The sequence below is a fragment of the Kineosphaera limosa NBRC 100340 genome (assembly GCF_000298215.1).
Classification (GTDB): domain Bacteria; phylum Actinomycetota; class Actinomycetes; order Actinomycetales; family Dermatophilaceae; genus Kineosphaera; species Kineosphaera limosa.
This window is the reverse complement of sequence record NZ_BAHD01000052.1, coordinates 19686-40984: the sequence shown is the minus strand read 5'-3', so window position 1 is coordinate 40984 and position 21299 is coordinate 19686. Positions and strand designations below refer to the sequence as shown.

The following is a 21299-nucleotide window of genomic DNA, read 5'->3' as shown; positions in this document are numbered from 1 at the left end:
ACCCTCCCGTCAGTCCCATCACGGACCGCTTCCTATCTTTGCTGCTCCGCGGGGTCACCGTGCGGCATCCGCAATTCCCAACTGGTGCCGGCCTCGGGGGCGCTGCGGCACGTCGCGTCGCCGCCGAGGTCGTGCAGCCGGCCGACGATGCTCGCGGCGACGCCGAGCCGACCGGCCGCCTCGGCCTCCGCCAGGCGTCCGTCGGCCATGCCGACCCCGTCGTCGCGCACCGTCACGACGACCTCCTCGTCCTCCTCCTCCACGAGGATCCAGGTACGGGCATCGGGGCCGGCGTGCGCGGCGACATTGTCCAGCGCCGCCGCCACCGCAGCCACCAGCGGATGTGCCCGCCGCGCCGGCACGACAACTGGATCCGCCGGCGCCGCGATCTGCGCGCTACTCCCCCGCTCGTCGGCCACGGCGCGTTCGTCGATCAGGGCCCGCAGCATCCCGGTGAGATCGGCAACCCCGTCCAGCGGCACCGGCTCCAGGGGGCGGCCGGTGATCAGCCCGCGCAGCCGCTGCTCCTGCCGACCGGCCAGGTCACCCAGGTCGCGGGCGGCACCACCGAGTTCGTCGCCGCGACGATGGATGAACGCCAACGCCTGCAGCACCCCGTCGTGCACGGTGCGCGCCAGCCGCTCGCGCTCGGCTTGCTCCGCGCGCAGCCGCAGCCCCTCGCGCAGTGCCTCGTCGCCGCTGCGGGCCGCGCGAGAGGTCAGCCCGGCGACCAGGGCCATGATGAACAGCAGAGAGACGTTGTGGATCGTCCCCTCGGTCGGGGTGCCGATCTCGATGACATCGGCGACCACGATGATCGCCCACGCCGCCAGCGCGGCGACCGGCCCGCGCCCCACCCCCGCCGCCAGCACGATGGCGCCGGCCCAGATGCCGGGGATCGTCGAGGCGCCGGCGTGCCGGATCTGCGGATCATCGATCCATATCGTCGACAGGATCGCCGCGACCGCCAGACACAGCTCGATGACCAGTTGCCGGTCGTTGCGTCGACGGTGCACGAGCAGCCACAGCGTCCAGGCGCCGAGGATCGCGAGCACCACCCAGCCCCCCGTCGGGCGACGCAACTCATCGAGTCGACCAGCTAGTTCGTAGCAGGCGTAGAGCAGCGCGAACAGCCGGTAGAGGTCGACCGCATCCCACAGCGAATGCACCGAGGGGCTCTGGGCGTCGGCCCCGCGGATCGGCGGCAGCAGCGTGCGCACCACCTCCCCCGCTCAGCCCGTGGCCGCCGTTCGGGGCGTCCCCGAGCCCTCTGCTGCGTCGCCGCGAGGAGTGGGCGCGGCGTCGTCATGCTCGTCGGGCGTCCGTTCCGGTCCGTGTAGGTCGTCGGGCCCGTCGTCCGGCGTGTCGTCGGGCGTGTCGTCGGGCGTGTCGTCACGGTCGCGGCGCGCGCGGGCCCGGTCGACCGCGGAGGTGACGAACTCGTCAGCCCTGGCCCACGCCTTCTCCGACTCGGCCTTTGCGGAGGCGACGAACTCATCGGCTCGCACCCGTGCCCGCTCCGACTCGGCCTTCGCCGAGGCCACGAACTCATCGGCCCGCACCATCGCACGCTCCGACTCGGCCTTGGCGGAGGCGACCAGCTCGTCGGCGCGCACCCGCGCCTTCTCGGTTTCGGCTCGGGCGGACACCACGAGCTCCTCGGCCTTGGCGCGCGCCCGCTCGGACTCGACCCGCGCGGCGGCCAAGAGTTCCTCGGCTTTCTGCGCGATCGCGGCCTTGCGCACGGCCGCATACTCGTTGACGTATTCCTGCCCGGACAGTTGCGCCAGCGAGGCCATCACCTCGTCAGTGATCTGGCGCAGCACCGCCCGGTCGTCCGACCGACCCGCGTAGGGCGATACGTCGATCGGTGTGCCGAAGCGCACCCCGATCGGCGTGATGTGCGGGATCTTCTGACCGGTGGGCTGCGCCTTGTCGGTGCCGATCATGGCGACCGGAATGATCGGAACGCCCGCCTCGATCGCCATCCGCGCGATGCCGGTCTTGCCGCGGTAGAGCCGCCCGTCCGGTGATCGCGTGCCCTCGGGGTAGATGCCGAACAGCTCGCCGCGGGCCAGCACCGCCAGGCCGGCGTCGATAGCGGCCCGCGAGGCCTGTCCGCCGGTGCGGTCGATGGGGATCTGGCCGGTGCCGCGGAAGAAGAACGCCTTGAGCCGGCCGATGAGGCTGCGGTCGGTGAAGTACTCCATCTTCGCCGGAAAGGTGATGCGCCGGTCGACGACCAGCGGCAGGAACAGCGAATCGGAGAAAGACAGGTGGTTGCTCGCCAGGATCGCTGGTCCGTACCGGGGCACGTTCGCGGCCCCTTCGACCCGGGGGCGGAACAAGACGCTCATCAGCGGCCCGAGCAGGATGTGCTTGAGCACCCAATAGAGCATGGACACCTCGCTGGGTCGGTAGAAGTCGGGCCTGCTCGCGGGCCCGGGACGAGGGCGCGCGGGGCAGGGAAAAGTTCGGTGCGTGACGGGCGCACTCTAACGCCCCCACCCGCCGGGCTTCCCGGCCTAGCGCGCCAACGTGACAGAATCGAAGTGTGCGCGTCGACGAGGAGGGGACATGACGCAGGCTGTCGGCCGGTCGGTCGATCTGAGCCCGTTCACTCACGACGGCAGTGACGTCGGGGTTCTCGTCTGTCACGGCTTCACGGGGTCGCCGCAAGGTGTGCGGCCGCTCGCGCAAGCCTTCGCAGCTGCCGGCTACTCCGTGCGGGCGCCGTTGCTGCCGGGTCACGGCACGACGTGGCAGCAGCTCAACGACACCACGTGGCGGCATTGGTACGCCGGTCTGGAGTCGGCCTTCGTCGAGTTGCACGCTCGCTGCCGGGTCGTCGTGGCGGTGGGCCTGTCGATGGGCGGCGCCTTGGTCACCCGCCTGGCCCAGCTGCATCCGGAGTCGGTGCACGGGCTCGTGCTCATCAATCCCGCGTTCCGCGTCGACGACCCCCGCATGCACGCCCTGCCGTTCCTGAGTCGGGTGCTGCCCTCGTTGCCCGGCATCGGCAACGACGTGCACCGCGCCGACGGCGAGCCGGAGTGGTCCTACGACCGGATTCCGTTGCGCGCGTTGAGCTCTCAGGTGCAGTTGTGGCGGCGAACGGTCGCTGGGCTCGGCGACGTACAGGTGCCAGTGCTGCTGGCGCACTCCCTGGAGGACCATGTGGTGCCGGCCTCCAGCTGGCGGCTGTTTCTCGGCGCGGTGGGTTCCGCAGATGTCACCGTGCTCGAACTGCCCGACAGCTATCACGTGGCCACGCTCGACAACGACGCCGAGCTGCTCGCCGCGGAGTCGCTGCGGTTCGTGGAGCGGGTGGCCGCCGCCCATCCGACGCGGGCCGCCACCGACGATCGGGAGGCTGCGGCCGATGCCTGACCGCCCCGAGGATCCCCGCGACGAGCCGGCCCTGACCGAAAGCGACTACGCCGACCGATTCGCCGACATCGTCGCCAACTGGCACCACGACCCCGGCCACCGTCGCGACCCCAACGCCCCTCCTTTCGAGCCCGTCGAGCAGCACCTCGAGCCCGGCGAGCAGGGATCCGGCGCCACCCCGGATCGGCCGAGGGACGACGCGACCGACGATCCGACCGGCCCGCTCGCCGCAGATGCCGACCCGCCCAGCTCGGCGTCGTGGCGCGAGTCCGATCGTTCGGTCTCCGCCGTGTTCGGCCAGGGGGCGGAGCAGCCCGGCTGGCGCAGCTACTCACCCCCGGAGGAACCGGACGAGGACTTCGTCCCCCCGCCACCTCGCCCGCTACCCGCGGGTGACCTGGGCTTCTGGGGAGCACTCATCGGTCTCATCGGCGGCCCCCTCTGGCTCGTCTACATCGCCGTCACCAGCGGCCCCCGCCTCTATGCGGGCCTGGCCATCGCCCTTTCCGTTGCCGGCTTCGCCATCCTCGTCGCCCGCCTCCCAAAGCGCGAGCAACGCGACGAGGACGACGACGACGGCGCCATCGTCTGAACCCCGCCCCACGTGGCAGCGATGCGAAAAGGGGCTGAGCGGTTGGCGGAAGCCGAGTCAGATGCTGTCGCGGTGCGGGGGGCAGGGCGCGGTGCCGCGTCGGGCGCTGTGAGCCGCATCGCCGGAGCTGGAGGCGTCGCCCGCCACACCACCAGCCGCCTGCACGCGGGCCAGGTCGGCGGCGCCGATGAGGCCGGCGTCGTTGCCCAGCGCGGCGGCGACGACCTGGGCCTCGGGGCGGTATCCGCGCCCGGTCAGCTTGCGGCGGAACGTGTCTCGCGCCGGGGCGATGAGCAGATCACCGGCCGCACTCACACCGCCACCGATGACAAAACGGCCCGGGTCCAAGGCGGCCGCGATATTGGCCAGCCCCACGCCGAGCCAGTGGCCGACCTCCGCCAGCAACTCCCGCGCCGTCGGGTCCCCGGCTTTGGCCGCCTCCGTGATGAGCGGGCCCGTCAGCTGGCTGGGGTCGTGGTCGACGCGCGCCGCCAGATCCTGCACGACCGGAGAGCCGGCCAGGATCATCGACCGTGCCTCCCGCACCAGCGCATTGCCCGAGGCGTACTGCTCCCAGCAGCCGCGGTTGCCGCACTCGCATCGCTGGCCGTCCGGCACCACCTGCATGTGCCCATACTCAGCCGCGATCCCCCACTTGCCACGCTGCAAGCGGTTGTCGACGATGAGGCCGCCACCGATACCCGTGCCCAACGTGATCATCACCAGATGGGATTCGCCGCGCGCCGCGCCGTAGCGCCACTCCGCCCAGGCCGCCGCGTTCGCGTCGTTCTCGACGAAGATCGGCCGCCCGATCCGGTCGCTCAGCGAACGCCGCAGCGGCTCGTTGCGCCACGATAGGTGGGGGGCGAACACGACCGTCGCGCCGTCGGCGCCGACGAAGCCCGCCGCACCGATACCGACCGCCGCCACCTCATCGGCATCCCCGCCGGGTTTGTCGGCGGCCACCCCGTCCATCAGCTCGTTGAAGACCGAGACGATCGTGTCCTCCACGATCCGCGGCGACTTCGACCGCTCCGGGGTGTCCCGCCGGGCCCGGCCGACGATGCGCCCGGACTCATCGACCAGCCCACCGGAGACCTTCGTGCCGCCGATGTCGATGCCGATGGCGAACTTCTGCCCCATCAGCGAGCGTCCGGCCTGGCCAGAGCGGCGGCGCCGATGACCCCCGCGTCGTTGCCCAGATGGGCCAGTGCCCACGTGGCCTCCGGGCGGTAGCCGCGACCGGAGAGGTTGCGCCGGTAAGCAGACTGCGCGGGCTCGAGCAGCAGGTCACCGGCTTCGGCGACCCCGCCGCCGAGCACGAACATGCTCGGGTCCAGGATCGCGGCGATCGACGCGGCCCCCTCTCCGATCCATCGGCCGAGGTCCTGCAGCAGCTCGATGCTCGCCGCGTCACCACTTTGCGCGGCCTTCGTGATGTCGGGCCCCTTGAGCTTCTTGGGGCTCCCTCCGGAGGCCTCGGCCAGGCCGGCCGCGAGCCCCGGTGCCGTGCGCATGAGTTCGCGCCCGTCGCGGACCAGGGCGTTGCCGGAGGCGTACTGCTCCCAGCAGCCGCGGTTACCGCACCCGCACAGGTGCCCGCCCGGCACGACCCGCAGGTGGCCGAGTTCACCGGCGATGCCGAACGCGCCGCGCATCAACTGACCGTCGAAGACGACCCCGCCGCCGACCCCCGTGCCGATCGTGATGAGCACCATGTCGTTGACTTCGCGCGCCGGCCCGTACAAGAACTCGCCCCAGGCCGCAGCGTTCGCGTCGTTCTCGATGACGACCGGCAGCTCGATCTGCTCCTCCAGCATCGCCTTCATCGGGGCGTCTCGCCACGCGATGTTCGGGGCGAAACGCACCATCGAGCGCTCTGCGTCGACCATGCCGGCGCAGGCCACCCCGACCGCCTCGAAGTCGTGCTGGGCTCGCAGCCGACGGACCAGCGAGCTCGCGGTCGCCACAATCGCGTCCGGCTCCTTGGCCGGCGTCTCGGAACGCTCGGAGAGCAGGATCGTGCCGTGCTCGTCGACGACGCCGGCACTGATCTTGGTGCCGCCGATGTCGATGCCCACCGTTGTCGTCATCTTGAGGTCAACTCCGATCCCGTTCGTCCATCGCGGCGACTTTGCGCGCCGCGGCGCGCAAACCCTCGGCCACCAGTTGCGCCGCGTCAGCCACCCGCTCCAACAACGCAGGGTCCAGGGCACCGGCCGCCGTCCGACAGATCGGGCAGACCGTGCAGGCGCGGGGCGCTTTGCAGCCGCATTGCCCGCACCCTACCTGTGCCTGCGCGCCCGCGGTCCTCGCAGCATCCGGGCCATCGAAGTCCGCCCCGGCGCGGGTTGACCCGGCGGTGCCGTGGGCCTCGCTCTGCCCCTCGGCCGCCTGGTCACCACCAGTCTTGGCCGTGGGCACGTAGGCACCGAAGGCCCCGGTGAGAGCCTCGATGAGCAGCCGCCGCTCCTCCTCCAACCGCGACGGACCGGACTCCTGCGATGGCGGCGAGTTGGCCTCGAAATGGCCGCCCGCCGCCTCATCGTCGGGTACGTCACCGTCGTCGGCCTCGAGTGAGGCTGAGCTCATCGGGTGGTTCCCTCCACCTGCGCCTTGAGGTCGGTCAGGGCCGTTTCGACGATGGAGCGCTCGGCCTTGCGCCGCAGCATCCCCGGCAGCGGCATCCGCAGATCCACCGCGAGCCGATAGGTGACGCGCGTTCCGCCCGGCTCGGCGACCAACGTGTACGAGCCGTCCATGGCCGTCAGGTTCTGCGCACGCACCAACTCCCAGGAGACGACGCCCGTGCTGTCCTCCTCGACATCCCAGGTGTAGCGCAACACGTAGTCGTCCTTGATGACCCCGGCGTCCAACAAGAAGCGCGCCTCGTCCGCCCACCCCTCGTCCTCGGTGAGCACCTCGACCGTCTGCAGCCCCTTGACCCACGTCGGGTAGGACTCCAGATCGGCGATGACGTCGAGCACCGCCTCGGCGGGCGCCTCGATAACTACAGCGGATTCGGTGTGCTGGGCCATGCTGGTAGACGCTACCGGGCGCGGACCGTCGCGCGTGTGCCCCGCCCGCGACGGCGCCCTCGGGGAGCCGAAGCGCCGTTGCCCACCTGTGGGGTCTCCCACCCATGAGGTGCCTGTACCACCCATCACGAGGCGCCCGTCGGGCTCCGTGGTGATGTCGATCAGCCGGTCGGTCGGTTACCGTCGAGATAACTAACGCCGTGGCCAGGCCCTTGCGCATCGGCCGCGGCACCGCAGAAGGACATGGAGTGTCGCCATGCAGGAGATCATCGTCGATCCCATCGCCCAGCCCACCACGATGAGCAACCTCGGCCAGTTGGCCAGGTACAACGCCGACGAAGGCTCCGAGGGCGTCGCCTTCTCCGTACGGGACGGCGAAAGCTGGCGCGACCTGACGTACGGACAGTTCGCGGACAAGGTCGAGGACATCGCCAAGGGACTGATCGCGGCCGGGGTTCAGACTGGCGACCGGGTCGCCCTCATGAGCCGCACCCGGTTCGAATGGACCCTGTGCGACTTCGCGATCTGGACCGCCGGCGCCGTGCCCGTGCCCGTCTACGAGACCTCCTCCGCCGAGCAGGTCTCCTGGATCCTCTCCGACTGCGAAGCCGTCGCGATCATCACCGAGCTGGAGCCGCACACCCAGCGCGTCGCCTCGGTCCGCGACGACCTGCCCGCTCTCAAGCACGTGTGGCAGATCGACGCCGGGCATCTTGAGGAGCTGGCGGAGGCCGGCGCCGAGGTCGATGAAGCGACGCTGCGGGAGCGGGCCAACGTCGCCACGCGCGACGACATCGCGACGATCATCTACACCTCCGGCACCACGGGTCGACCCAAGGGCTGCGAGCTGCGGCACGGCAATTTCCTCGATCTGTCCGAGAACACCAAGCTGGCAGTCGGTGACGTCGTGGCTCCCGGGTCCTCGACGATCCTGTTCCTGCCGCTGGCGCACGTGTTGGCGCGGCTCATCGAGGTGCTCGCGTTCTACTCCCGCGCCCGCATCGGGCACTCGCCGGACATCACCAATCTCATGGACGACCTGCAGTCCTTCCGCCCGACGTTCCTGCTGTGCGTGCCGCGGGTCTTCGAGAAGATCTACAACGCGACCGATCAGCGCCTGGCCGCCGAAGGCAAGGGCCGCCTCTTCCGGCTCGCCGCCAAGACCGCCATCTCTTACAGCCGCGCCCTCGACGAGGGCGGAGCGTCGCTGCTCCTGCGGGCGCAGCACAAGCTGTTCGACATCATCGTCTTCTCGAAGCTGCGGGCGGTCATGGGTGGCCAGGTCCGTTACGCCGTGTGCGGCGGCGCCCCGCTGGGCCCGCGCCTGGGGCACTTCTTCCGCGGCGTCGGCATCAATGTGCTCGAGGGCTACGGCCTGACCGAAACGACGGCGCCTACCAACGTGTGCGTGCCGGGTCACATCCGCATCGGCACCGTCGGCCAGCCACTGCCCGGGGTCGGCATCCGGATCGCCGAGGACGGCGAAATCCTGGCCAGCGGCGTCGGCGTGTTCCGCGGCTACTACAAGAACGAAGAGGCCACCCGAGAGACGTTCACCGAGGACGGCTGGCTCAAGACCGGCGACATCGGTGAACTCGACGACGACGGCAACCTCACGATTACCGGGCGCAAGAAGGAACTGCTGGTCACGGCCGGCGGCAAGAACGTCGCCCCGACCGTGCTCGAGGACGTCGTGCGAGCACACCCCCTCGTCTCCCAGTGTCTTGTCGTGGGCGACCGGAGACCGTACATCGCAGCCCTGGTCACCATCGACAGCGAGATGCTGCCCGCCTGGGGCAAGGCGCACGACCGGCCGAACATCACGTTGGAAGAGGCCTACGACGACCCGTACGTGCACGAACACCTGCAACAGGCCATCGACCGCGCCAACAAGTCCGTCAGTCGCGCGGAGTCGATCCGCGAGTTCCGCGTCTTGCGCACCGACTTCACCGAGGCCGGTGGGTACCTGACGCCGTCGATGAAGCTCAAGCGCCCCGCCATCTACCGGGACTTCGGCGACGAGATCGAGGCGCTGTACGCCAACAGCCCTTCCACAGTGGTCTGAGCCGGGGGTCACCGGGGTCACTGCGGTCTGAACCTGAACCTGAACCTGAACCGGGGTCACCCTGGTACCGGTCGACGTCACGACGGTCCGGACCCCGCGAGCCTGACAAGATCGGCCTGCCAGGCGCCCCGCAGTTTCGCGGTTGCCACGCCGGGGCCGCCGGGGCGATCAGGCCCGCCTGCTGCCATGGCTTCGGCGGGGGCGGTTGGACCGGCCAAGTCGGCCAGTGTGAGGCAGGCAAGCCAAGCCTGCGCGTAACCGTCGAGCCGCTGCGGCCCCTCCAGCGCCAACTGCTCGTCGGTCGGCAGCTCAACCGGCGGGCCCTCCCGCCGCACCCGGTCGAGCAGCTCCGGGGCAATCAGGTGAACGTCCGCCCCGATCTGGCCGTAGGCGACGAACTGGGCAAATCCCTCCGCCAGCCACGCCGGCGCAGAATGCCGCGCGGTCTGCGGATCGGCCCACACCGCCACATGCACCGCCTCGTGGATCAGCAACGCCCGGCGCCCGGGCGAGCTGGCAGTCGCCCACGCGTGCGGGTCGAGCACCACATACGCCGACCCGTCGGGCGCCGACACCGTCATCGCCGGAGCCACCCCGTTGCGTGCCGCCGCCGGCCCCTGTGTCGCTGCCCCCTTTCCCGTGCTCGCCCCCGCCGCCGCGCTCGAGCCCAAACCCCCGTCGGTGCCCGTTCCCGTGCCTGTGCCCGTTGTGCCCGTGCCTGGGTCTGTGCCCGCCACGGCGTGCCACTGCGCCCGATCAGCCGGGACGACGACGAGGAGGCGGTGCGACCACGGCCGATGCCACTCGCGCGCCACGGCCTGCACCGCCTCGACCCCGATCTGCCCGACTTGCGCGAGTGTGGCCGCGTCGCCGACACCCACCACCGCCACTTCGCCGCGGGCCTCGCCGGCCTCCGCAGCCTCCGGGGCACCGGCAGCGTCGCTCTCCGGCGTGATGCTCCTCGTCGCGCCCCGCGCGACCGCCGGCACCGCCTCGACCCGGACGCGCACGTCGGCGAAACTCCACACCGGTGACCCCGCCAGGGCCGCACGCACCCACGTCGGTACCGCCTGCGCGGGTGCCGTGGGTACGGGTGCCGTCTGTACGGCCGTCGCCGCAGCGTCGCCGCGTTCGGCCGCGGGCGGCCCGACCCTGCCGCCGACGGCGACAACGACCGCCACGATGACGACAACAAGCACCACGACGACTGCGGCCAGCGCCCCGGGACGGACTCGTGGGGTCGGCGACCTGCCCGAGGGCCCGGTCAAGGCCGACCCGCAGCGGCGTGGTGACCGTGCGCCATGAGCGTCAGCCGACCCGCTCGCCGGCCCACGGCTCGGGCCAGGCCCGCAACCGAACGGCCGCGCGCCCATCGAGCATGCCGGCCGCGACGAACGCGTCGATGGCCCGCTGCTCGTTGTCGTCCAGGGGTAACCCGGGAGCGGCGTCGAGCAGCACCGGAACGATGCACTCACCGCAATGCCGTTCGCGCACCGGGCAGGTCGCGCAATCCATGAGCATGCTGCCGGACCTGATGTCACGCATGGTGCCCTCCTCGTTGACTGATGCCGGATCGGCTGCTGCCGGCGGCCAGGCCACCGACACGACTCGTCGTTGTCGACGTTGCCCGAAACGCTAGATGGGACCACTGACAAGCTTGCCCGACCGGCGCGGCCCGCGAATGTTGTCGGTGCTCGCGCCTACGGTCTGGGCCATGTCGTCGACCCCCACTCCGACCCTGCCGATCCACCCCGCCCTGGCGCCCGCCGGTCGGACGGCCCAGGCCAGCCGCGCGCACGGCGTGCAAGCGACCTTCGACGACCTGGGCACCCCGCTGGCGCAGGTAACCTTCGTCGTGGTCGACCTGGAGACCACTGGCGGCAGCAGCATCGAGTGCGCCATCACCGAGATCGGCGCGGTCAAGGTGCGCGGCGGCGAGGTGCTCGGGCAGTTCCAGACGTTGGTCAACCCGGGCGAGCCGATCCCGGCCGTCATCAGCGTGCTCACCGGCATCACCGACTCGATGGTCGCCGGCGCGCCCCGCATCGCCACGGTGCTGCCGAGCTTTCTCGAGTTCGTCGGCAACAGCGTCCTCGTTGCTCACAACGCCCCGTTCGACGTCGGCTTCTTGCGGGCGGCGGCCGACCGGCTCGGCATCGACTGGCCCGGCTATCAGGTGCTCGACACCGTCAAACTGGCCCGTCAACTCGTCGGCCGCGACGAGGCACCCAACCACAAACTCGCGAGCCTGGCGCGGCTCTTCGGCGCCACGCAGACCCCCGACCATCGGGCGCTGCACGATGCGCGCGCCACCGTCGACGTGCTGCACGCCCTCATCGGGCGCGTCGGCAACCTCGGCGTGCACACTCTGGAGGAGCTTCTCGCCTACTCCGGGCGGGTCAGCGAGGCGCAGCGCCGCAAGCGTCATCTGGCTCGCGATCTGCCGAGCGCACCGGGCGTATACCAGTTTCGTGACGAACGGGGCAGGGTGCTCTACGTCGGCACGTCCGTCGACATCCGGCGGCGCGTCAGCACGTACTTCACGGCGTCGGAGCAGCGCTCGCGCATGGCCGAGATGGTCAATCTCGCCGAGTCGGTCACGCCGATCGTCTGCGCCACCCCCCTGGAGGCCGCCGTGCGGGAGTTGCGGCTCATCGCGCAGCACGAGCCGCCGTACAACCGGCGCTCCCGGCGGCCACACCGTCGGCCCTGGGTCAAGGTGACCATCGAGGCCTTCCCTCGGCTGTCCATCGTGCGCGACCTGCGCCCCGACGGCGCCTGTTACGCCGGCCCGTTTGCCTCGGTGCACGACGCGCAGGCCGCCATCGACGGGGTGCACGACGTGCTGCCCCTGCGGCAGTGCAGCAAACGGCTCTCCCGCACCCGCGCGTCACCTGCCTGCATGCTCGCCGACCTCGACCGCTGCCTGGCACCCTGCACGCTGGGTGCGGCCACGGCCGGTTACGGCTCCGTCGTCGAGCAGCTGCGCGAGGCGCTGCGTGGCAGTTCGCGCGAAGTGCTCGGGCTGCTCGGGCACCGCATGCGGCAGCTGTCGCAGGACGAGCGTTACGAAGAGGCGGCGCTCGCCCGCGACCGCCTCCGCTCCCTGTCCCGCGCGATCGACCGGGCCCAGCGAGTCGCCGCCCTGACGGGGGTCGCGCATCTCGTCGCCGCTCGCCGACACCCGCTCGGCGGGTGGGAGATCGTGTGCGCGCGGCATGGGCGCATGGCCGGGGCCACCCGCACACCCCGCGGCGCCGACCCGATGCCCTATATCGCCGCGTGCACGGCTACGGCCGAGGTGGTCGAGGCGCCCGCGGTCCCCGCGGCGACCACCCTCATCGAGGAGACCGAGCTGTTGTTGCGCTGGCTGGACACCGATGGGGTGCGCCTCGTCGAGGTCGACGGCGCCTGGACCTGCCCGCTGGGCGCATCCGCCGCGTTGCTGGAGCCCCGGCGCACGACGCGGCACCCGGTCGACTGGTGAGCACGGCTACAGTGACGAGGTGATCTCAGCCATCGTCCTCATCACCGCCGATGTCGCCCGGATTCCCGAGGTCGCCGAGGCTGTCGCCGAACTCGACGGCGTCTCCGAGGTGTACTCCGTGACCGGAGACTGCGACCTCATCGCCATGGTCCGGGTGCGCGAACACGACCAACTCGCCGACGTCATCGCCGACCACATCAACAAGGTGCCGGGCATCACGTCGACCCGCACCCACATCTCGTTCCGCACCTACAGTCGGCACGACCTCGAGGCGGCCTTCGCCATCGGGCTCGACTGAGGTCTGTTTCGCGGGGCGCTGGGCTCGGCGAGGCTAGCCGCGCCCGGCCTGCTGGGTGATCCGGCTCCACTGCTCCAATGTCTGCGTGGCTTTCCCGGAGTCGATGGCCGCGGCCGCCGCGTCGATCCCGCGCTGCAGCGCCGCGTCCAGACTCTCCTGGTCGCTGATCCGTTGCCCGTCGGCCACAGCCAGGGCCATCCCGGCGTTGAGCAGCACTGCGTCGCGAATCGGTCCGCGCACGCCGTCGAAGACCTGCCGCACCACAGCGGCGTTGTGCTCGGCGTCTCCGCCGCGCAGCGTCTCCAGCGGTGCGTTCTCCAGGCCCACGCGCGTGGGATCGACAGTCAGCCGCACGATCCGACCTTCGTCGACCCACCACAGCGCTGAGGTCGTCGTCAACGTCAACTCGTCGAGACCGTCGTCGCCCCGAAACACCGCGGTGCGCTTGCCGCGCGAGGCGAAGACGCCCGCCACGAGGGGCGCCATCCGCGCATCCGCCACGCCGACCGCAGCGAACTCGGGCTGCGCCGGATTCGTCAGGGGCCCGAGCACGTTGAACACCGTCGGCACGCCCAACTCGGCGCGCACCGGCCCGGCGTACCGCATCGACGGGTGGAACTTCTGGGCGAAGCAGAACGTGATGCCGGCCGGCTCGGCCACGGCCGCCACCTGCTCCGGCTCCAAGCTCAGGTCGACGCCGAGGGCCTCAAGACAGTCGGCGGTACCGGAGCGGGACGAGGCGGCCCGGTTGCCGTGCTTGACGACCCGCACCCCGGCGGCCGCCACGACGAGCGCCGCCATCGTCGAGATGTTCACGGTGTTCGCCCGATCGCCGCCGGTGCCGACGATGTCGATCGCCGGGCCGGGCACCTCGATGCGGTTGGCGTGGGCCAGCATGACGTCCGCCACCGCCAGAATCTCGGCGCTCGTCTCACCCTTGGCGCGCAGCGCCACCAGGAAGCCCGCGATCTGCGCCGCCGAGGCCTCCCCCGACATGATCCGCTCCATCGCCCACGTCGCCTCGTGCGGCGCCAGGTCGGCTCCGCCGAGCAGTGAATTGAGAACCTGACCCCACGTCGGAGTCACGTCGACGCCGGAGTCGTGCGTCGCCGACACGTGCGTGGGCACCTCAGTGCGCGGAGTTGTCCGAGCCCGCGCCGATCGCCTCGCGGCGGCGCGCGACTCGGGCGATGGCGTCGGCCATGGCCATCGGGTCCAGCGGCTGCGGCACCGCGTGGTCGGCGTAGGACCAGGAGGCCAACCACGCGTCCTGCGGGCGGGCGGTGAGCACGATGACCGGGGGACACTGATAGATCGAGTGCTTCAGTTCCCGACACAGACCCAGGCCACCGTAGGGGGTGGCCTCGCCGTCGAGCACGAGAATGTCGTGGTCGCCGCTCTGCGCGGCCAACATGACGGCATCGGCCGTCGCGCACTCGAGCCACGACTCGACCTCGACGTCTCGGCTGGGGCGGCGCCCGACGGCCATCCGAACTGCCTCGCGCGTCGTTCGGTCGTCGCTGTACACCAGCACGCGCACGCGATGGGTGGCCTGGTGGCTCCTGCTCTCACCGGTGTGCTCGTGAGCGCCCTCTGCTGCCGTCATGGGCCGATCCTACCCAGGAGCTGCCCCCGCCCGTGCCGCGACCCGGTCGCGGAACACCGCGTGTCCCTCGCCCGTTGGCGGGGTGAACCGGGAGACGAGCGGGAGCCCGAGCGACAAGCCCCGAGCGGCAGGCACGGGGGCGGCTCACCGACCAGACGGCGCACGAATCTGGGGGATGTCACCAACCTGCAACGCGCCCAATCGGTCCCCAACGGCACATAGCCGGGCCAGTTGTGGCCATAATGGCGCTCGTGGCGACCGTTTCCTCACCTTCATCGCACCCGCCGGCGCACTCGGGCTCTGGTCATTCGGGCTCTAGGGCGATCCCCGGGCACGGCCCTGTGACCAGACCGAACATGGCGGCCGTGGGCACCATCGTGTGGCTGTCCAGCGAGTTGATGTTCTTCGCTGGTCTGTTCGCGATCTTCTTCACGCTGCGCGCCGTGCGCCCCGATCTGTGGGCCATGGAGACCCCGAAGCTGAACGTGCCGTTCGCGACCGTCAACACCCTGATCCTCGTGATCTCCTCGGTCTGGTGCCAGATCGGTGTGCACCGCGCTGAGCAGGGCCGGGGGTCGCGCATCGGCGGCATCTTCGACCTGCGCGGGTGGGGTATGCGTGAGTGGTACGTACTCACCTACATCTTCGGCGGCATCTTCGTGGCCGGTCAGGTGTTCGAGTACGCCGAGCTGACGATGCACGGCGTCACGCTCTACTCCAACGCCTACGGGTCGGCCTTCTACATGACCACGGGCTTCCACGCGATCCACGTGGCCGGCGGTCTGGTCGCCTTCCTGCTGATCATCGGCCGAAGTTTCACAGCCCGCACCTACACCCATCGACAAGCCACCGGCGCGATCGTCACGTCGTACTACTGGCACTTCGTCGATGTCGTCTGGATCGCGCTCTGGGCCACGATCTACCTGCTCAGGTAGTACGTTCGGCGTTCCAAGTCGTCCCCTGACCCCGCTTCCGCCCGACGCTCCCAAGGACCCGCATCGTGAACTCACTCGCCGCCCGTCGCCGCCATCCAGCGGCACTTGTCGTGCTCCTGATCATCGGGCTCTTCGCCACCGGTGGGATCTACACCCTGCTGACCCCGACCGCCGGTGCGGGGACGCGGGCGATGACCCAGGCAGACATCAGCGAGGGGCAGCGCATGTTCCTCGCCAACTGCGCCACCTGCCACGGGGCGCAGGGCCAGGGCACGCCCGACGGCCCCAGCATGGTCGGGGTCGGCGCCGCCGCCGTCGACTTCCAGATGGGCACCGGCCGCATGCCGTTGGCTGCACCGACGGTCCAAGCGATGCGCACCTTCCCGGTGAAGTTCAACCAGCAGCAGATCGACCAGATCGCCGCGTACGTCCAGACCCTCGGCCCGGGCCCCGAGATCCCCGACGAGCAGTACGCCAGCGGCGTCGGCGGCGACACCGCTCGCGGCGCCCAGATCTTCCTCGTCAACTGCGCGATGTGCCACAACTTCGCGGGCTCCGGTGGCGCCTTGACCCGCGGCAAGCTGGCGCCCAAGCTGCACAACATCGAGGGCAAGCACATCTACGAGGCGATGCTGACCGGTCCTCAGTCGATGCCGGTGTTCAATGACACCAACCTCTCGCCCGAGGCCAAAGCCGACGTCATCGCCTATCTGCACGAGCTCGACAAGCAGGAGAGCCCCGGGGGCCTGGGTCTGGGCAATATCGGCCCCGTCGGCGACGCCTTCTTCTTCTGGCTGATCGGTATCCCGTTGATGATCGGTGCGGCGGTCTGGCTTGGCCGCAAGGCCGCATGAACACGCCCTCGTCCCTGCCCTGCGGATCCAGGAGAACGCACAGTGAATGACAACGCGACCCCGCCCAGCGACGCGGGTTCGGCCGTGAGTCTCGACCACGGCCACGTCGAGGGAACCGGAGAGCGGCTGCCCGCCCACTTCGAGAACCCCGGTCTACCGCCGCACCAGCCGCGCTGGTCGGATGTCGACGAGGGCGCGGCCAAGCGGGCCGAGCGCCAGGTGCTCACCTTCTTCCTCATCTCGATCCTGGGCACGCTGCTGTTCGTCTTCTCCTACTTCGCCTTCTCGATCGACCAGCTGATCTTCCTGCCCTGGTTCGGACACATCAGCATCCTGCACCTGGGGCTGGGCATGGGCATGGCGCTGAGCCTGCTCGGCATCGGCATCGGCGCCGTGCACTGGGCCAAGACATTGATGCCCGACACCGAGACAGTCGAGGAGCGTCATCCGCTGCGATCCTCCGATGAGGCTCGGCGCGGACTGGTCGACACGCTTGTCGAGGGCAACAAGACCTCTCAGCTCGGACGGCGGCCGATGATCGGCATCCTGGGCGGAACCGCCATCGGCCTGTTCGCAGTACCCCCGGTGCTGCAGGCCGTTGGTGGCCTATCCCCCGAAGGCATGCCCGGCGGAGAACTGCACCACACGTTCTGGCAGCGCGGGATGCGCCTCATGCGCGACCCGGAGATGACCCCCATCAAGGCCACCGACGTCACACTGGGCTCGGCCTTCCACATCCTGCCCGAGCACATCGACGCCTCGCTCGAGCAGCTCGAGCAGCTCGGCTACGTCACCGCGCAGGAGCGCCAGAGCGGCGACTTCCAGCACGACCAGCACCTTGGCTACCTGGAGCGCAAGGCAAAAGCCTGCGTGCTCCTCATGCGACTGCAGCCGGAAGACCTCAAGGTCGAGAAGTCCCGGGAGTGGGGCTACTACGGCATCGTCGCCTACAACAAGATCTGCACCCACGCGGGCTGCCCCGTCGGCCTCTACGAGCAGCAGACCCACCACCTGCTGTGCCCATGCCACCAGTCCACTTTCGACGTGACGCAAGACTGCAAGGTGATCTTCGGCCCGGCCAAGCGGCCGCTACCCCAGCTGAAGATCACCGTCGACGACGAGGGTTACCTCATCGCCGATCAGGGTTTCGCTGAGCCCGTCGGACCGAGCTTCTGGGGGATCCACCGATGAGCACCTCAGCTCCCGCCAAGGAGAACGCGCAGGCCGAGCGCCCCATGGGCCCGGCGACCACGCCGCCCGGCAAGGTCGCCCAGTGGTTCGACGACCGCACCGGCCTGGCCAAGCCCATCCGGTACCTCATGCACAAGGTCTTCCCCGACCACTGGTCGTTCATGCTCGGTGAAGTCGCGATGTACTCCATGATCATCTGCCTCATCACGGGCGTGATCCTGACCCTCTGGTTCGTGCCGAGCATGGGGCACATCGTCTACGACGGCTCCTACGGCCCGCTGAACGGCATCGGCATGTCCGAGGCCTACCGCTCGACTCTGGACATCTCGTTCGAGGTCAAGGGCGGCCTGCTGATGCGGCAGATCCACCACTGGGGCGCGTTGTTCTTCATCGGTGCGGTCATGCTGCACATGCTCCGCGTGTTCTTCACCGGCGCGTTCCGCAAGCCGCGCGAGATCAACTGGGTCATCGGCACCGTGCTGCTGCTGCTGGCCATGGTCGAGGGCTTCGCCGGCTACTCCCTTCCCGACGACATGCTCTCCGGTGTCGGCATCCGCGTGATGGAGGGCTTCGTCCAGTCCTCACCCGTGGTCGGTACGTGGCTCTCGTTCGCGCTGTTCGGTGGCTCGTTCCCCGGTGAGCTGATCATCCCCCGCCTCTACATGGCGCACATCCTGCTCGTGCCCGCGCTGCTGGTCGGCCTCTTCACCGCCCACATCGTGCTGGTCGCGGTGCACAAGCACACGCAGTTCCCTGGCCCCGGCCGCACGAACGAGAACGTCGTGGGCTTCCCGGTGATGCCGGTGTACGCCGCCAAGGCCGGCGGCTTCTTCTTCATCGTCTTCGGCGTCATCGCGCTGATCTCCGCTCTCGTGGCGATCAACCCGGTGTGGCTCTACGGACCGTACGACCCCTCCCCCGTGACCGCCGGTCTGCAACCCGACTGGTACATGGGCTTTGCCGACGGCGCGCTGCGCCTGCTGCCGGGTTGGTTGGAGTTCACGCTCTTCGGGTTCACCTTCTCGATGAACCTGGCGCTGGGCTCGATCATGCTGCTGCCGGTGATGTTCACGATCATCGGGGTGTACCCGTTCGTCGAAGCCTGGGTGACCGGTGACAAGCGCGAGCACCACCTGCTGGACCGTCCGCGCAACGCTCCGACCCGTACCGGCATCGGCGCGGCCGCGATCACGATGTACCTGGTCATGTACTTCGCGAACGCCAACGACCACTTGGCCGTCAAGCTCGGCCTGTCGATCAACGACATCACGATCTTCCTGCGGATCGCGTTCTTCGTCGGCCCGATCGTCGTCTTCATGATCACCAAGCGCATCTGCCTCGCCCTGCAGCGGCAGGATCGCGAACGTGTGCTGCACGGCAACGAGACCGGTCGCGTGGTGCAGACGCCCGACGGCAAGTTCTTCGAGGTCCACGAGCCGCTCGACCCGTACGAGCGTTGGGATCTGGTGGGCTACGAGGCCCAGCGACCGCTCCAACTCACCTCCGGTGAGGACGAGCACGGCGTCGCGGCCCCGTCCGCCGGCAACGACAAGCGGCGCGCGGCACTGTCGCGGTTCTACTTCTCCGACCGCGTCGAGCCCGTCACGCCGGCAGAGCTCGAGGCCGCCCACGCCAACGGGCACCACGAAGAGATCGACAGCGCAGACAGCGACCGTCGCTCGGTGACCAGCGGCTCCTCGCAACACTGAGGACCGCGCCACGCGACGAACCACGCAGAAGGGGCCGACACCACCAGCTGGTGTCGGCCCCTTCTGCGGTCCGCGGGCATGATGGTCGTCAACATCGCCGCGACGCAGAGCACCACGCACCGCACGACGGAGAGGACGACCGATGTTGCCCATGAGCCGACAGGATTTCGAGGAGCTCGTGGCCGACGCTCTCGATCAGGTGCCCGCGGAGTTTCTCGACCTACTCGACAACGTCGTTGTGCTCGTCGAGGACGAACACCCCGAGGGTGAGGAACTCCTGGGGCTCTACGAGGGCACCCCGCTGATCGACCGCAGTGAGTTCGCGCCCCCGGTGCTCCCCGACCGCATCACGATCTTCCGCGGACCGACTCTGCGGATGTGCCGCGACGCCCAGGAGGCGCGCGAGGAGATCGCCATCACGGTCGTGCACGAGATAGCTCACCACTTCGGCGTCGACGACGAGCGGCTGCACGAACTCGGTTGGGGTTAGGAACACCCCTGGGAGCCTCTCAGGCCGCCGGAGCGCTCTCCTGCGGCCGTGCGGCCGCGTCGGTGGCTGCCGGGACGCTGGGCGACGGCGTAGCGGGAGACGGAGAGCTGGGGGCGGGCGTCGCCTTGCCGGTCTTGGACGGCGACGGCTTGGCCGTGGCCTTCTTCGCCAAGGCGCTGCGCGCCTTCCACTGGTCGTAGGAGACCAGCCACACGCCGACACCCTCGTGCATCTTCATCTTGCGCGGGGAGTTCACGAAGTCGACGACATCGCCGACAACGCTCGCGTTGAACATCTCCCGAGCGGCGCGCGGACCCATGTTCACACAGCCGTGCGAGACGTTGCGCCGCCCCTGGGCCCAGACCGACCACGGAGCGGAGTGCAAGAACTCGCCGGTGTTCGTCACGCGCATCGCGTAGTCGACCTCGGTGCGGTAGTAGTTCGGGTCGTCCTTGGGCACGCCCAGGGTCGCGGCGTCCATCACCATGAACTTCTGCTTCTCGGTGATGATCTTGGTGCCCGAACGGGTCTGCCAGTTGGCGGTGGCCTGGCCGTTGCTCACCGGATAGGTGCCCACCACCTTGCCGTTCTCCCGCACGGTCATCGAATGTCCGTTGACGTCGACCGTGGAGATCCGCGCCCGCTTGGCGATCGTGAAGGCCGCACCCTTGTCCTCGGTGATCCACTTCTTCTCACCGGTCTGCACACCGCGCAGCGGCGCATTGACCGTCACCTTGGTGTTCGGCTTCCAGTACTCCTTGGGTCGCCAGAACAGCTCACGCTCGGAGTGCCAGCCCCACGAGCCCTCTTGCTTGGGCTCGGTCTTGATGCTCACCCGGCGCTCGACGTTGGCGCGCATCTCCGGAGTCATCACGGCGGAGTCGAAGGTAACCATCACGGGCATGCCCACGCCCACGGTCTGCCCGTCGGGCGTCACTCGATAGGTCGCCTCGACCTTGGGCACCAAGGTGGCGAAATCACGGGAGAACGTGCCGGGGGTACCGTCTTGCGACTCCCCCGTCGCCTTGATCGTGTACTTCGTACCCGGCGACAGCATGTCGACCAGGCCCCACGTGCCGTCGGGCTTGATCTGACCCTTGAGCTCTTTGCCCTTGGGGTCGGCGAGCACCACCGTGTGCAGGTTGCCCTGCGACGCGGAGACGGTCACGGCCGTGTCCGGCCGTACGTCCTTGGCCCCCTCCTTGACAGAGGCCTGGAAGCTCACTGGCGGTGCAGGCGGCTCCGGAGATTCTTGGCCCTGCGGCCCAGCCTGACTCTGCGCCTGGCACCCCGCAGTGGTGGCCACGAGCGCGGCCACCGCGACGAGCGACGCCACGGAGCGCACCGACCCGGGCGCGCGGAAAGAACGATTGGCAGCTGACGGCGGATTCACGTCCGACGACCCCTTCGACGGCAGTCTGTACAGACCGAGATCCGTACGACCTCGGCACCCCCGTGTCGATCACACCCCTGGTCCCAACCGGGGTGCGCCCGACTCCCCACCGAAGCCGAACACGATCGCACCACAACCAGGGTACCCGAGGCTGCGATCAGGGCGATACCGCCGAAACGGACAGAGCCCGGATCGTGACGATCCGGGCTCTGCTCACTGCTGCGTTGGCGACGGAACTGCGTTCGGGCAGT

21 protein-coding genes are annotated in these 21299 nt (G+C 69.7%); 10 read left to right on the top strand and 11 right to left on the bottom strand.

All coding sequences use genetic code 11. The features are described 5' to 3' along the window. Positions 1-32 precede the first annotated feature (32 nt). Together macS and KILIM_RS23380 are read right to left on the bottom strand one after the other, a co-directional pair. Positions 33-1223 (bottom strand): MacS family sensor histidine kinase, encoded by a 1191-nt coding sequence (macS, locus tag KILIM_RS14540; protein WP_006593473.1) that lies wholly within the window; start codon positions 1221-1223, stop codon positions 33-35. Between the two features lie 9 nt (positions 1224-1232). Further along, positions 1233-2399: a lysophospholipid acyltransferase family protein gene (locus KILIM_RS23380; protein ID WP_006593472.1), complete on the bottom strand. Its 1167-nt coding sequence runs from the start codon at positions 2397-2399 to the stop codon at positions 1233-1235. A gap of 178 nt (positions 2400-2577) precedes the next feature. Between KILIM_RS23380 and KILIM_RS14530 the strand changes: the two genes are divergently transcribed. Next, entirely contained in the window at positions 2578-3390 is an 813-nt protein-coding gene (locus KILIM_RS14530) for an alpha/beta hydrolase (protein WP_006593471.1), read from the top strand. Further along, a complete protein-coding gene (locus KILIM_RS22510; protein WP_006593470.1) occupies positions 3383-3982 on the top strand; it encodes a hypothetical protein in 600 nt (199 codons plus the stop codon). The genes KILIM_RS14530 and KILIM_RS22510 overlap by 8 nt, the downstream gene beginning before the upstream one ends. A 57-nt stretch (positions 3983-4039) precedes the next feature. Here the strand turns inward: KILIM_RS22510 and KILIM_RS14520 are convergent, their stop codons facing one another. The 4 genes from KILIM_RS14520 to KILIM_RS14505 are packed head-to-tail and all read right to left on the bottom strand — an operon-like array spanning position 4040 to position 7020. After that, positions 4040-5125 (bottom strand): ROK family glucokinase, encoded by a 1086-nt coding sequence (locus tag KILIM_RS14520; protein ID WP_006593469.1) that lies wholly within the window; start codon positions 5123-5125, stop codon positions 4040-4042. Further along, the gene (locus KILIM_RS14515; RefSeq protein ID WP_006593468.1) at positions 5125-6075 is read right to left on the bottom strand and encodes an ROK family glucokinase; all 951 of its coding nucleotides are present in this window, start codon (positions 6073-6075) and stop codon (positions 5125-5127) included. Before KILIM_RS14515 ends, KILIM_RS14520 begins: the two co-directional genes overlap by 1 nt. Positions 6076-6082: 7 nt before the next feature. Further along, the gene (locus tag KILIM_RS14510; RefSeq protein ID WP_006593467.1) at positions 6083-6574 is read right to left on the bottom strand and encodes a hypothetical protein; all 492 of its coding nucleotides are present in this window, start codon (positions 6572-6574) and stop codon (positions 6083-6085) included. Continuing rightward, entirely contained in the window at positions 6571-7020 is a 450-nt protein-coding gene (locus KILIM_RS14505) for an SRPBCC family protein (protein ID WP_006593466.1), read from the bottom strand. The genes KILIM_RS14510 and KILIM_RS14505 overlap by 4 nt, the downstream gene beginning before the upstream one ends. A 256-nt stretch (positions 7021-7276) precedes the next feature. Between KILIM_RS14505 and KILIM_RS14500 the strand changes: the two genes are divergently transcribed. Continuing rightward, complete coding sequence (locus tag KILIM_RS14500) at positions 7277-9085, top strand: AMP-dependent synthetase/ligase (protein ID WP_006593465.1); 1809 nt, start codon at positions 7277-7279, stop codon at positions 9083-9085. Positions 9086-9162: 77 nt separating this feature from the next. Here KILIM_RS14500 and KILIM_RS14495 read toward each other — a convergent pair whose 3' ends face one another. After that, the gene (locus KILIM_RS14495) at positions 9163-10287 is read right to left on the bottom strand and encodes a hypothetical protein (protein WP_006593464.1); all 1125 of its coding nucleotides are present in this window, start codon (positions 10285-10287) and stop codon (positions 9163-9165) included. A 106-nt stretch (positions 10288-10393) separates the two neighbouring features. Continuing rightward, a complete protein-coding gene (locus KILIM_RS14490) occupies positions 10394-10630 on the bottom strand; it encodes a hypothetical protein (protein WP_006593463.1) in 237 nt (78 codons plus the stop codon). A 169-nt stretch (positions 10631-10799) separates the two neighbouring features. Here KILIM_RS14490 and KILIM_RS14485 point away from each other — a divergent pair, with 169 nt between their 5' ends. Both KILIM_RS14485 and KILIM_RS14480 read left to right on the top strand, forming a co-directional pair. Continuing rightward, complete coding sequence (locus tag KILIM_RS14485; RefSeq protein ID WP_157551730.1) at positions 10800-12572, top strand: DEDD exonuclease domain-containing protein; 1773 nt, start codon at positions 10800-10802, stop codon at positions 12570-12572. Between the two features lie 19 nt (positions 12573-12591). Continuing rightward, positions 12592-12870 carry an Lrp/AsnC family transcriptional regulator gene (locus tag KILIM_RS14480; protein WP_006593461.1) on the top strand — a complete coding sequence of 93 codons (279 nt, stop codon included), beginning with the start codon at positions 12592-12594 and terminating at the stop codon, positions 12868-12870. Positions 12871-12903: 33 nt separating this feature from the next. Here KILIM_RS14480 and trpD read toward each other — a convergent pair whose 3' ends face one another. Further along, positions 12904-13986 carry an anthranilate phosphoribosyltransferase gene (trpD, locus tag KILIM_RS14475; protein WP_006593460.1) on the bottom strand — a complete coding sequence of 361 codons (1083 nt, stop codon included), beginning with the start codon at positions 13984-13986 and terminating at the stop codon, positions 12904-12906. A gap of 13 nt (positions 13987-13999) precedes the next feature. Continuing rightward, on the bottom strand, positions 14000-14476 hold the full coding sequence (locus KILIM_RS14470; protein ID WP_006593459.1) for a response regulator transcription factor: 477 nt from the start codon (positions 14474-14476) through the stop codon (positions 14000-14002). Positions 14477-14817: 341 nt separating this feature from the next. On the opposite strand from KILIM_RS14470, the gene ctaE reads away from it, so the two are divergent. The 5 genes from ctaE to KILIM_RS14445 all read left to right on the top strand — a co-directional run bounded on the left by ctaE (position 14818) and on the right by KILIM_RS14445 (position 19655). Then, the gene (gene ctaE, locus KILIM_RS14465) at positions 14818-15411 is read left to right on the top strand and encodes an aa3-type cytochrome oxidase subunit III (protein WP_444542771.1); all 594 of its coding nucleotides are present in this window, start codon (positions 14818-14820) and stop codon (positions 15409-15411) included. 65 nt (positions 15412-15476) lie between these two features. Beyond that, complete coding sequence (gene qcrC / locus KILIM_RS14460) at positions 15477-16265, top strand: cytochrome bc1 complex diheme cytochrome c subunit (RefSeq protein WP_006593457.1); 789 nt, start codon at positions 15477-15479, stop codon at positions 16263-16265. A 42-nt stretch (positions 16266-16307) separates the two neighbouring features. Then, positions 16308-17456, top strand: coding sequence for a cytochrome bc1 complex Rieske iron-sulfur subunit (gene qcrA, locus KILIM_RS14455; RefSeq protein ID WP_006593456.1), 1149 nt, complete (start codon positions 16308-16310; stop codon positions 17454-17456). Next, positions 17453-19165, top strand: a complete 1713-nt coding sequence (gene qcrB, locus KILIM_RS14450; protein WP_006593455.1) for a cytochrome bc1 complex cytochrome b subunit — start codon at positions 17453-17455, stop codon at positions 19163-19165. Before qcrA ends, qcrB begins: the two co-directional genes overlap by 4 nt. Before the next feature lie 142 nt (positions 19166-19307). Further along, the gene (locus KILIM_RS14445; RefSeq protein WP_006593454.1) at positions 19308-19655 is read left to right on the top strand and encodes a metallopeptidase family protein; all 348 of its coding nucleotides are present in this window, start codon (positions 19308-19310) and stop codon (positions 19653-19655) included. 19 nt (positions 19656-19674) lie between these two features. Here the strand turns inward: KILIM_RS14445 and KILIM_RS14440 are convergent, their stop codons facing one another. Further along, a complete protein-coding gene (locus tag KILIM_RS14440; protein WP_255247665.1) occupies positions 19675-20991 on the bottom strand; it encodes a L,D-transpeptidase in 1317 nt (438 codons plus the stop codon). Between the last annotated feature and the right edge of the window lie 308 nt (positions 20992-21299).